Source organism: Pseudoalteromonas sp. MMG012 (assembly GCF_018100875.1).
Lineage (GTDB): Bacteria > Pseudomonadota > Gammaproteobacteria > Enterobacterales > Alteromonadaceae > Pseudoalteromonas > Pseudoalteromonas aurantia.
The window spans coordinates 42,950-55,650 of record NZ_JAGJEF010000029.1 but is presented as its reverse complement, the minus strand read 5'-3'; the positions used below and the strand labels follow the sequence as shown (position 1 = coordinate 55,650).

Sequence of the window (12,701 nt, the reverse complement as noted above, 5' to 3'; positions counted from 1 at the left end):
CAGGCGTAACGACAGACACGTTACGTTATTACGAAACGCATGGTTTGTTAACGCCTTCTTCTCGAAACGACGCTGGGTATCGTTTGTACGATGAGACCCACCTAAAGCAAATGCACTTTATCCTACGCGCTAAAGAAGTCGGATTTAGTTTGCGAGAAATTCAGGAGCTGCTGCAAATAAAAATTGAAAAACAGCAGCGCCGTTGTGAAGAAGTAAAAGCGATTACACTACAAAAACGTGACTTGGTACGACAAAAAATTTCAGACTTACAACGCTTTGAGCAGTCGCTCACAATACTGGCAAATCGTTGCTGTGGTGGTAAAGAGAGTGCGGACTATTGTTCTATATTGACAGCATTGGAGGATATAGATGTTACTTATAAATAACTTTTGGACATTATTTCTTGTATCAGCGCCCTGGCTGATGCTTGGTTTATTACTTGCTGGAATATTAAATGTGTTTATTCCGACTGATTTTCTACAGCGTCATTTAGGTAAGGAAGGATTTTGGACAACTTTGAAGGCAGCCCTCATTGGTGCCCCCATGCCGCTCTGTTCGTGTGGTGTAATACCCGCAGCGATTGGTCTTAGGCGCGCTGGTGCATCAAAAAGTGCAACGACCGCATTTTTGGTATCAACACCGGAAACTGGGGTTGATTCAGTATCTATTTCGTATGTTTTATTAGGGCCATTTATGGCTATTATTAGGCCTGTTGCAGCTGTGTTCAGTGCGGTTGTTGCAGGCGTACTTGTTGGAAGAGATAAGTCAGATATTGCACCTCCTGTGCATGAGCCATCTAACTCATCACACTGTCATGACACACAACAACATGTGCATGATAGTTGTTGTGCGCCTAAACAGGCACAGACCGAAAAGAAAAGTACCTGTTGTGCTTCATCAAAACCAGAAAAAATGCAATTTTTAGGTAAAGTGTGGCAGGCAATTAAATTCAGTTGTAATAAGCTGTTATCAGATACAATGTTGTGGCTGATTATAGGGCTGTTTTTTGCTGCACTTGTGCAGACCTTTGTACCTGCATCATTTTTAAGCCAATGGGGGAGCGGCTTGATGGCAATGGTGGCTGTGATTCTAGTGAGTATTCCTATGTATATTTGTGCTACCGCCTCAACGCCGATTGCTGCGGGTTTGTTGATGGCGGGCGTTTCTCCAGGAGCTGTGCTGGTCTTTATGTTAGCTGGACCCGCGACGAATATTGCGACATTAGGGGTCGTTGGCAAAGAGCTAGGTCGACGAGCGGTAATTGCTTATTTAATCGGTGTGATAGGGGTTGCTGTCTTATTTGGTTATTTAACAGATTACTTAGTTATGGCGTATGACTTTAATGTGAAGACGACGGTGGCAATGCAGCACGATATATTACCGACTTGGATATCAACTCTCAGTGGCGTATTATTGTGTTTATTGATGTTACGATTAGTGCTGCTTGATATTAGCAAAAAGCTTAAAGCATCAATCGCTTAATGTTAGTAGCAGGGTGGTCAGACTTGTTAATCTTAGCTTAACAGTCAATAGCGCGATAAAATAGTCCCGTTATTTCGTTTAATTTTTAATAAAAAGAGCAGTTTAGTGGATAAATACGCAGATATAAGACCGTACAATGATGAAGAAGTTGCGTCGGCCTTAGGTCGATTAGTAGCTGACAATAGCTTCATTGATGTGATTGTAAAATACACTTTGCCAGAGTGGCTGAGTAAATGGTCTATGTTATGCCGTCCATTTGTACGTTATAAGTTAGGTCGAAAATGGGGTCGTTTTAATTCTGTTAAGCAGGTGCAAGACGAAGTCGCACGTTATCTTGATATGTTAGTAAGAAAAACGACGAGTAAAGTGACCTACTCAGGCTTGGAGACACTTGATAAAGAATCGGCCTATTTGTTTATTTCAAATCACAGAGACATCGTGTTGGACCCAGCTTTAATGAACTGGGGTTTGCACAGCCATAACATGAATACCGTACGTATAGCGATAGGTGATAACTTATTGCAAGTGCCTTATATTACTGAGCTAATGCGACTCAATAAGAGCTTTATAGTTAAGCGTTCGGCAAAAGCGCCAAAAGAGATGCTAAGAGCACTAACACATTTATCAAGCTATATTTTTGATTCATTGAGCTCAGGTCAATCAATTTGGATTGCCCAAAAAGAGGGGCGGGCAAAAGACGGGGTCGATCAAACCGATCCAGCTTTGCTGAAAATGCTACAATTATATGGTCGAAAACAAAAGCTTTCGTTTGATGAGTACGTTAAGCAGCTCAAGATAGTGCCTGTTTCGATTTCATATCAATATGAGCCATGTGCTGTTGCTAAAGCTAAAGAACTTGTACATAAACAGCTTCATGGTAGCTATGTTAAAGCGGATGGTGAAGACATAAAAAGTATTTTAGAAGGGATCCGTTCTGATAAAGGCCATGTACATATTTCTTTTGGTCATCCAATTGAGGATGAGTGTGATTCGCCAGAGATGTTAGCGGAAACCATTGATAAACAAATTATTGGGCAGTATTACTTACATCCAAGTAATTATATTGCGGCAGGAGATAAACAACAGGTATCGCCTAAGGAGCAGCAAGATTTCATGGGACGTTTAGAATCAGTGCCTGAAGAGCTTAAGCAACAGGTATTAGCTATGTATGCAGAGCCGCTCAAACGCAAAGCGTTATAGGTAAACGAGTTGAAGTATAAACGCCACTATTTAGTGGCGTTTTTTGTTTTGATTGGCTTGCGATAATTCACGAAGATGATTTGTTATTCAAAATAGGTTTATACTGATCAGAGACGATAAATCTTTTGCATACGTATCGTTATACTTTCAAATAAGTAATGTAGCTATGTGTGCACTGAATTGACTAGATGAACTGTGAGCCAATGTGGAACAAATTGAAATATTTGAGATCCCCAATCCCTGTAAAGGCATATGTGAAGTAAACACTCGGGGTTATTGCAAAGGGTGTTACCGCAGCAGGGAGGAGCGTTTTGCATGGGGGCAATTGACAGAGCAACAAAAAAAGCATGTTATTACTTTATGCCAGCAGCGTTATAAACGTTATTTGGCAAAGCAGACCGCAAATACTTCTCCAAAAAGTGGAGCCGACGACCAGCAGCAGTTGGACTTTTAAATACCATATTTATTTTTTAACATGGATACCGTGCCTTTTTTATCTAAGTCAATTAATGATGTCATAATACGTGGTACTAGATGAGCGTGCTTTTCATGTAAATAGTGGTACAGGTTAATTTTATCTAGTGTTGTGCTAAATATCCCGAGCTCCTGGAGTTTTTCTTTGTATTCTTTGATATGAAATTCGATTACCAATGCAGCGCTGACTTTTTTTTGGGTTAGTAAATTGAGCTGTGTAGAGTTACTTTTTACTTGAATCAATTCACCTAAGTAATTTTGCTTGCCTAAATACGCTTTTGGCGCCAAATGTGATGCTTGTATTACAATCGATTGGGCGTCTAGTATTGAGCACGTTTGACAATGACTCAAGAATTGAAGGTTAAAAGAAAGTAACGGGAAGTCCACTTTTATGAGTGATGGATACTGCTGTGACGCGCCATCGACCCGACCAAGTTGCCCATCTAAGACACCTGCATTTGCGGCGACCAATGCACTTTGATAGTTAAAGTCGATAATTTTTATATCATAACCGATATTTTTATACACAAGCCGTGTTAGCTCAATAACATACCTAGATTGTGGTGTGTCGGCAGGACGATTAAATATCAATGTATTATTACTGTATGCAAACGAGCTAAAGAGTAAAAAACATAGCGTATATATAACAGGCATGATTATGGGAGATCCTATGTTTGTTTTATTAATTATTAAGTTCTCAGTAAGGTGCTCAAGTCAGTCTAGCAAATTAATAATTTATGTTACACTAGGCAAACGTTTACAATCACAATAATGTACCTATGAGTTTTAATCTGTGCAAACTACCTCGACATGAAAAGTATCAAATTCAATTAGACTATGAATCGTCATTTTGGGCATACCAAATTAAACGAGGAAAGCGTTCTCGAGAGATGGTATATGATACAATTAACAGTCGTCCCGTATCTGAACAGGCAGTTTTAAAGCAGCGGTTTGAGTATTATCTTAGTATTATGCTTGCAGGTTAGAAGATGTATGTTGTTAAACAACTCACGCCAATGTCTGTTCCGCTGATAAATAAGTTTTACCAACAATTCTCTGTACGAGGACGGGCGACTAAGCAAGATCAATGCTGGGTTGTTAAATCAACGGAGATAATTGCTGGCTGTCTAATACAAAGTAAAGACGATGCATTACTCTTATCAACGGTATTTGTTCACCCTGAATATCGTTCTCAGGGCTTTGCAAAGAGCTTGCTCACAAGCGTATTACAATCTCAAAATGAAGTCTTGTATACATTTTCATATAGAAAGCTAGATGGCTTTTATCGCCAGTTGGGGTTTGAATATAGTCCTAACTTACCACATCACTTATCCGTAAGTTTCTCTAATTATATTAGACAAAAACGTGATATTGTGGCGATGTGTATTTATAAATAATCAATCGTTAACACCTATGAGATATTTGATATTTATCCTAATTACATTAATATCCTCGAGCCTTTTCCCTTTCAATATATTGGCATCTGAAGTCACGCGATTATCACCTTCAGAAGGCTTATCTCAAAGTTATGTTAATACTTTAGTTATTGATAATAAGGGATATTTGTGGCTATCTACCGAGGGTGGTCTAAACCGTTATGACGGTTATCAAGTCTTACGGGTTAAAGGGCCTCAAGGAGAGCTTGAGGAGGTGATGATTGATCGTATTTATCAAGATCCATTAAATAGGATTTGGATAGCCTCTCGTAGATTAGGCCTTTACAGCTATGATTCCGAGCATGATAAATATCAAAAATATTTGGAAGTCGCACAGTCGCAAGAAGAGATGCTTGAGCAGTCGGTGAATCAAATGCTGTCCAAAAGTGACACGCAATTATGGTTAGGGCGCGGAGATAACGTTGCATTGCTCGACATTTCTACCGGTAAAGTGTCTATTGAGGTTCATTTGCCAATAGATAAGCAATCTGGGCACGTTAGAAAACTGTTACGCAAGAATGAATATTTGTTTATTGCAACCTCAGAAGGCGCGTTCGTTTATCATTTAGACTCAAAAATACTGAAAAGAATAACCCATGTTGATACACCAGAGCACAATTTACAATTACATACTAAATCATTTGCGCTGCAAGGGGAGGATACTTTATTAATTGGCGCTGTAAATGGCCTATATCAAGTTGATATTAGTCAATTGGGTGATCTTACAGATGAAAATTATCAATGGGAAAATCAGCATTTAATCAAAGAGTTAAATATTTGGAAAATTGTGGTTAAACCAAATTCATTATTGCTAGGCACTGATAAAGGTTTGATGCACTTTAATACCATAGATGGTGTATTGACAAGAGATGAGCGGATCTCAAAAAGCCGTTATACGTTGACCGATAATAGTATCATTGATTTTCTTGAAGACAAGTACGGAGCATTGTGGGTTGCAACTAAGCGAGATGGTGCTTTTTACATTCCCAAGCGAAAAACACATTTTCATAATGTAAACAATGGTTCAGTAAAAGGTACTGGATTTTCTCATTCAACGGTGTGGTCTTTGTTAGAATACAAAGGAGTAATATGGGCGAGCACCAATGACGGATTAACCAGTTATGATTTAAGCACAAATGAAACCAAAACTTATTTAAAAGGGTATATGGGGGAGGCTGTGATGCCTGAATTTTCCATATCAAGGTCTTATTTATATAAAGATAAAATTTGGCTAGAATCGAGCCGAGGTTTATTTGTATTCGATCCGAATACGTATGAAGTCAGTCGTCCTCAAGTGCAAAACGCAGCTCATCAAAAAGTGATTGAAGACTATTTATATGGTATGTTACTAATGCCTAACGGGAGGTTGTATTTTATTCATCCCAGTGAAGGTTTTTATTATTATGATATTGATAATAAAGAACTTAAACAACTTGAAGGTGACATTGCAGCGCGCAATCCATTTTTATCCTATGCGTTTCTAGCCCCTTTACCAGATGAACCGTCATATCCGCTCTATTACTCCGGTGGGGTATTATATCGCTTGAATCCAGTGACATCTGAGTTAACAGAAATATACGCAGTGCCAGATGCTAACGAAAACCTACCAGTGTCATTACTCACTTACACCGTCGATAAAAATAACGTGCTTTGGTTGGCTTTTTCTAATTTTGGTCTGGTGGGTTTATCGCTTGATGGGTTTGAAGTGATCCATACAATTGATCTAAAAAAGCTTAATCTTGGTACTCCTATGTACGGTATGCACCAAGACAGAGCGGATATGATTTGGATGTCTTCTCATAAAGGGATTTGGCGGTTAGACCCAGATAATTTGCATTTGCAGCAGTTTACGACGAAGGATGGCCTTTTTACTAATGAGTTCAATGGCGGATCATCAATCAAGTTATCAGATGGTCGAGTTGTATATGGCTCATTGAAGGGCTTTACTATTTTTAGTCCAAGAGAAAACCGCCCTAAGCAACCTTTATTATCACGCATAAATATTACCTCAGTAGAGCTCATGTCACGAAAGTTGCATTCATATGGCTTGAAAACGTTTGGGGATATAGTGTTAAACCATGATGATATTGGTTTGGAGGTGACTTTTTCAGCCATGGTCTTTAATTATCAACAAAGTATTGTGTATGAATATCAAATATCAGGGAGTCAGAAAATCTTAACTCGAGGTAATAATCGAGTGACGTTCCCTAAACTTAATCCGGGTAATTACCAGCTGAAAGTGTGGGCCAAAGACCCTTTAACAGGTGATTATACTCAACCCGCGAAATTGAATATTCGTGTGAGGTATCCGATGTGGCGTTCTCCTATTGCTTTAGCCATATACTTGATGCTTGTTTTGTTTATTTTTGGCCTTTGGCTTTATCGAAAAAGCCGAATTGAACAAATGATTATTGCTGCCCATAAAGAAACTCAAAACAGTGAGGCACGTTTAAAACTTGCGCTAGAAAGTAGCGGCTCTGGCGTTTGGGATTGGCACCTGCACAGCCAACTAATTTACCAACCGAGGCTGTTTTCTGAATTGGAATACGCACAGAATAATATTTGTTTGGATGATTATTTACAACTTATCCATCCCAACGATAGAGCTATTTTTAGATTAGAGTGGCTTGAATTTGTTTCCACAAATAAAGGTGTATTTGATTGTACTTATCGTTTAAAGCATGCGAAGGGACATTGGCGCTGGTATAAAGATTTTGGCAAAGTAATGGCGTGGCAAGAAGGCACCCCAGAACGAGTTACGGGTACCTATACCAACTTGACACGTGAACGTATGTTTGAAGAGCGCGCTAGGTTATTTGGTGCGGCGTTTGAGAAAACGCGAGATTGGGTGTTTATACTAGATAAAAATTTACGCATTCAAGCGTGCAACACAGCATTACAACAAGCATTTAATATTGAAGCAGAGCCAAAGTCGAGTACGAATTTACACTTGGGATTAAGTCGTCAGACGAGAATGCGTTATTTACGACGCATGACCGATTTAAAAATGGGTGAGCACATAAGTGCTGAAGATCAACTGATTTTAGCAAATAGTCAAATTTGCCATGTTTTGATCAAGATAAGTGCGGTAGAAGGTGTGAATGGAGAACTGCATAACTATGTGGTCGTTTTAACTGATATTTCTTCACAAAAACGAACGGAGCAAGAATTATATCAACTTGCAAACTATGACACCTTGACGGGGTTACCGAATAAAGCGTTATTTATTGACAGAACAGAGCATGCAATAGAGCAAATGTATAGTACGCAACCAGTGGCTGTACTGGCGATTAAGTTTAAGCGTTTACAACATTATCAGGATAGCTATGATAGCGATTTTTATGATGTACTCATTAAGCAATTGACAAATACCTTAAAGTGCTGTTTTCGAGATCACGATAGTCTGGCTATTGGAGTGAGCCAAGAATTTTACGTATTAATGGAACAAATAGAGGATATATCGCAAATTACCCGCTATATCAATTGTCTGATGAACCGTTTTGAACCTCCTGTTAAAGTACTAGAACATAGTTGTAATATACAGTTAAGTATTGGCGTGGCTATGTATCCTGAAGATGCCCTAAATGCGTTTACATTAAGTGACCGAGCAAAAATAGCGTTAAACCACGCAATGAAACATTATGGTAATCACTATCAGTTTTATCAAACTGAGCTAAACGAGCAGGTGCAAAAAGGCATTGAAATAAGCAAAATGCTTGAGCTGGCGAATCAACGGAATGAGTTTTGCAACTTGTACCAACCTATTATCAATGGTACGAGTAAAGTCATTGATGGGTTTGAGGTGATGTTGCACTGGCCTATAGATGCCCTTTACCGGCGAGATGAATTGACCGATGCAGCAGAGCAATCAGGGTTAATTAGTGAGTTGATGTTACAAACCTTAGAGCGTGCATTAATTGAATTGAAACAGTGGCATTTGTTCGCTCCGCAATTATATATTTCAGTGAACCTATCACCTTTAGATTTTCAATACCCAGAATTAATCAGCAAAATAGGGGGTACGTTAAAAAGAACGCAAGTTGATGGGAAGCATGTGGTCTTTGAGATTTCAGAGCCTGTGATGATGACTGATATTCCTCATGCATTGGAGAGAATGTACCAGTTGAAGGTATTAGGGTGTCGATTGTTTATGGATGATTTTGGTACAAGTTATGCCTCATTAACGTATTTGAAAAAGTTACCGGTTGATGTGCTTAAAATTGATAAGGGCTTTATTCAAGACATAGGTGTAGATAATGAACACGAAGTGATCATTCATTCTATTTTGTCACTGGCACATAGCTTAGGTATTCAATGCATTGCTGATGGTATAGAAAATAAAACCCAGATGAAATTTTTACGCTTACTTGGTTGTGATTATTTTCAAGGCTCACATTTTAGTGAGCCAATACTGGGAGAGAAAATCGCAGATTTACTTGCTTTGACTTGGCAACATCGCTTTTAGAGTTTGTTGCCACAGTGGCGACAATATGTCGCGTAAGCGCGTTGACTACTCATGAGCTTTATTGCTTGGCTGGCTTCACTTGGGCTGAGCCCAAGCTCCACTCTTAAGCTTTCTAAATGTTGCCGCTCTTGTCCATCTAAGACGCCATCATGTAGGCTGTGTAAAACCGCTTCATTAAATGCATCTCTGCGCTTTCTGAGTTGTTCAGCAAAACTTGACGCTAATAAGCCTGTGGGGATGGCGACCATTCCCATACTTAATAATGTAATTACACCACCAAAAAAGCGACCAATAGGCGTTATTGGTACGACATCTCCATAGCCAACGGTAGTGAGGGTTGCCATTGCCCACCACATAGAATCAGGGATTGAACCAAATTTATCAGGTTGTACGTCATGCTCTAATAAATAAATGCCGCACGAGGCCATTATTAATACCACAGACATGATAAAAAATGCGGCGAGTAAGCTACTACCTTCCTCTTTAAATGCGGCAAGTAATAATTGCATTGCTCTTGAGTAGCGAGTGAGCTTAAAAATACGGAAGAGCCGAATTACCCTTAAAAAGCGTAGGTCAAAGCTAATGAACATCATTAAAATAGTGGGTAAAATAGCCATTAAGTCAATCAATGCGAGCGGAGAGAAAATGTATGCTAGCCGCTTCTTTAAGTTTGAGGCGCTAAGTTGTTTAGCATCAATATTATCTACACAAGACCATAACCTCAGCAAATACTCAATGCTAAAAATACCCACAGATATGACTTCAAGTAGTAAAAAATAGTGATAATACTGTGCCGTGAGCTCTGGTACCGACTCTAAAACAATGGCGACCACATTGATCATGATAAGCGCTATTAAAAAAAAATCTAAATATCCCCCCATTTTTTGATAGGGGCGGCGACCTGCAAGCAGCGCAGCCACTTTTTCTCTGTATGTTGTCATCATAGTTTGCTGATTTCTAATCGCATGTCTACTGTACCCTCAGAAAAATCACGAGTGACAGTAAAGCCTAATTTTTTTGAGAGCTCAATCATACCGATATTTTCTGGTAATGTAATACCTACAACCATTTCAACACCGATGGATTGGCAGTGTTTTATCACCGCTTGCATAAGAACTCTGCCAAGCCCAAGTCCTTGACAATCAGACCTAACGATAACTGAAAATTCAGCATTGTGGTTATCTGGATCCATCAATACTCTCGAAACGCCCAGTGTTCTATATGTGCTTTTATAGGGCTGAGAAACTATAAAGGCCATTTCGCGATCATAGTCAATTTGTGTCATCTTCGCGAGTTGTTCATGGTTAAACTGCGGTAACTCCCCAAAAAACCGTTTATACCTATCCTCTTTCGTGAGGGATTGATCAAATTCTTGGTGTGTGCGCTCATCTTCAGGTTTTATCGGTCTGAGGATTGCATGGGTATTGTTTGTAAGTGTGATTTGGGTGACAAGCTCCTTTGGGTAAGGGCGAATTGCCAGCCTTTTTTTGCCAAGCTTAGGCTGGTATGGTTGTAGTGTGATATCGGCATCCAAGACAAGAAATTGGCCAGAACTGGCCAAAATGGGATTTAGTTCAATACTGTGAATGTCAGGTTGATCAACAACCAACTGTGAGACTCGGGTTAATAGCGCACATAGGCGATATTTATCAACTTTATCGGGTAATGTGCGCACTTTTAATACCCCTTTATCGTGAGCCGCAGCGATTAGATATTTGGCTAAATTCATGTTTAATGGGGGAAGTGCAACGGCTGCTTGGGAAAACTCGAGCCCAGTACCCGCTTCTCCTAGCAAAATAACGGGGCCAAAGTTTTGCTCTGTTTTAACGGCAATTCTTAGCTCTTGAACACCAGCTCTGGGTGCCATCTTTTGTAAGGAGAACCCCTCGATTTCGGCATGTGGATATGTTTCTTTGATGCGTAGCAGCATTGCAAAAGCGGTTTGCTCTACCTCATGCGCATCATTTAAGTTTAACACTACGCCACCGACTTCAGATTTTGAAGGGATCGAGGCACTGATCAATTTAAGTGCAATTGGAAAGCCTAACGCTTGAGCTTGCTCTTTTGCTTCACTGGGTGTGAGCGCTATGAGCGTTTCAATGCAGTGTACCCCGTAATGACTGAGAATTTGACTTGCTAAATGGGTTGATAGGTGTGAAAAACCTTGAGATATGAAATGTTCGACCTGTAGTTTGGCAGCTTGACTGTCGATTTGATCATCATCGCTGGTGGACTCAGGAGTTTGTGTTAAGTGTTTTTGGTTACGACGATAACTAACTAAGTGCATAAATGCACCCACGGCACCTTCGGGTGTCCGATAAGTTGGAATAGCGTGCTCTGCGCATACATATCGTGCTTCGTATGCCGCCTCTTCACCCATAAAATTTGTTATGACATATGGTCGAGCCATTTTATGTATCTTATCGAGTGTCGTGGCAATTATTTCTGCGTAATCTTCACTAGGCGCTAAAGCTGAAGGCGTGTGTATTATGAGTAGGTTTTTTACTTCAGGTGCTTTGAGTAAAATATCTAACGCTTTTTGATAACGCTGTGGTGCTGAATCTCCGAAAATATCGACAGGATTTGATGTCATGTCCGATTGTGGGATCACTTTATTGAGTGCATCTCGCGTTTGTTGAGACAGCTGAGTTAGCTTCCCTGAATGTTGTAACAGCGTATCAACGGCCATAATTGCGGGGCCTCCGCCATTGGTGAGTATGGTTAATTGTTCGATTTGTAAGAGCTTGGGATGAAGTGCTAATGTTTGTGTCGCTGCAAAGAGTTCTCGCAAGTCATTCACCCTCAGCATACCCGCGCGCTGAAACATAGCGTCATAGACTGCGTCGTCCGAAGTGCTGCCCCCGGTATGAATGAAAGCGGCTTCTGCACCAGCTTGAGTCCGTCCTGTTTTAATGACGATGACGGGTTTACTAAATGCAGCAGCACGCGCAGCAGATATAAACCGTCTGACATCTTCGATATTATCGATGTATAAGAGAATTGCTTTGGTTTTAGGGTCTCGGCCTAAAAAGTCGAGCAGCTCGTCAAAGTCAATGTCAATGCAATCCCCAACAGAGACAAAGTAAGAAAATCCAATACGCTTGTTTCTGGCCCAATCTAAAATCGTTGAACACACTGCGGCTGATTGTGAAACAAACGCGAGTCTACCTGATTGAGCAACAGTATGAGAAAAACTTGCGTTTAACCCCAAATGAGGGATTAGTAAACCAAGGCAGTTAGACCCAAGTAATGTTACATTCGCTGATTTAGCTATGTGCTTTAAAGATATTTTTTGCTGCGTATTTAGGCCGGCTGCTATGATGATCGCGTGTTGACAGCCAAGGTGGCCAAGCTCTCTGATCACTGTATTCAAAGTGGCTTTATTCGTGCAAATAACAGCAAGGCTAGGTACATGTGGTAAGTGTTCAATACTTGGGTAAGCGAGTACTCCATGGACAGCGTCATGCTTGGGACTGACAGGCATAATAGGTCCTTTGAAGCCCCCTTGTAGTAAATTTCTCATGACGATATAACCAGCGCGGCCTGGATTGTTTGAGGCACCAATCACTGCAACTGAACGAGGGGAAAAAAACTGGCTTATGCGTTTCACGCTCATAAAAGAATTCCTTATTATAATTCAAGTT

At 40.1% G+C, this 12,701-nt stretch carries 10 protein-coding genes; 7 read left to right on the top strand and 3 right to left on the bottom strand.

Annotation, left to right across the window (positions count from 1 at the left end):
* The 4 genes from zntR to J8L97_RS11735 form a co-directional block, all read left to right on the top strand.
* Positions 1 to 386 (top strand): Zn(2+)-responsive transcriptional regulator (gene zntR / locus J8L97_RS11750; protein ID WP_211049899.1); only part of this gene is annotated, 386 nt, incomplete at its 5' end.
* The gene (locus J8L97_RS11745; RefSeq protein WP_211049897.1) at positions 370 to 1,482 is read left to right on the top strand and encodes an SO_0444 family Cu/Zn efflux transporter; all 1,113 of its coding nucleotides are present in this window, start codon (positions 370 to 372) and stop codon (positions 1,480 to 1,482) included. The genes zntR and J8L97_RS11745, both read left to right, overlap by 17 nt.
* Before the next feature lie 105 nt (positions 1,483 to 1,587).
* Complete coding sequence (locus tag J8L97_RS11740) at positions 1,588 to 2,682, top strand: 1-acyl-sn-glycerol-3-phosphate acyltransferase (protein WP_211049895.1); 1,095 nt, start codon at positions 1,588 to 1,590, stop codon at positions 2,680 to 2,682.
* 205 nt (positions 2,683 to 2,887) lie between these two features.
* The gene (locus J8L97_RS11735) at positions 2,888 to 3,136 is read left to right on the top strand and encodes a DUF1289 domain-containing protein (RefSeq protein WP_211049893.1); all 249 of its coding nucleotides are present in this window, start codon (positions 2,888 to 2,890) and stop codon (positions 3,134 to 3,136) included.
* On the opposite strand, the gene J8L97_RS11730 is transcribed toward J8L97_RS11735, so the two are convergent.
* Entirely contained in the window at positions 3,133 to 3,810 is a 678-nt protein-coding gene (locus tag J8L97_RS11730) for a hypothetical protein (protein ID WP_211049892.1), read from the bottom strand. The genes J8L97_RS11735 and J8L97_RS11730 overlap by 4 nt on opposite strands.
* Positions 3,811 to 3,935: 125 nt before the next feature.
* Here J8L97_RS11730 and J8L97_RS11725 point away from each other — a divergent pair, with 125 nt between their 5' ends.
* The 3 genes from J8L97_RS11725 to J8L97_RS11715 are packed head-to-tail and all read left to right on the top strand — an operon-like array spanning position 3,936 to position 9,057.
* The gene (locus J8L97_RS11725) at positions 3,936 to 4,142 is read left to right on the top strand and encodes a DUF3283 family protein (protein WP_211049890.1); all 207 of its coding nucleotides are present in this window, start codon (positions 3,936 to 3,938) and stop codon (positions 4,140 to 4,142) included.
* 3 nt (positions 4,143 to 4,145) lie between these two features.
* On the top strand, positions 4,146 to 4,553 hold the full coding sequence (locus tag J8L97_RS11720) for a GNAT family N-acetyltransferase (RefSeq protein WP_211049888.1): 408 nt from the start codon (positions 4,146 to 4,148) through the stop codon (positions 4,551 to 4,553).
* A 16-nt stretch (positions 4,554 to 4,569) separates the two neighbouring features.
* Positions 4,570 to 9,057 (top strand): EAL domain-containing protein, encoded by a 4,488-nt coding sequence (locus J8L97_RS11715; protein WP_211049886.1) that lies wholly within the window; start codon positions 4,570 to 4,572, stop codon positions 9,055 to 9,057.
* Here J8L97_RS11715 and J8L97_RS11710 read toward each other — a convergent pair.
* Entirely contained in the window at positions 9,054 to 10,001 is a 948-nt protein-coding gene (locus J8L97_RS11710; protein WP_409455159.1) for an ion transporter, read from the bottom strand. The two genes, J8L97_RS11715 and J8L97_RS11710, sit on opposite strands and share 4 nt — an antisense overlap.
* Complete coding sequence (locus J8L97_RS11705; protein WP_211049885.1) at positions 9,998 to 12,673, bottom strand: bifunctional acetate--CoA ligase family protein/GNAT family N-acetyltransferase; 2,676 nt, start codon at positions 12,671 to 12,673, stop codon at positions 9,998 to 10,000. The genes J8L97_RS11710 and J8L97_RS11705 overlap by 4 nt, the downstream gene beginning before the upstream one ends.
* Positions 12,674 to 12,701 lie beyond the last annotated feature (28 nt).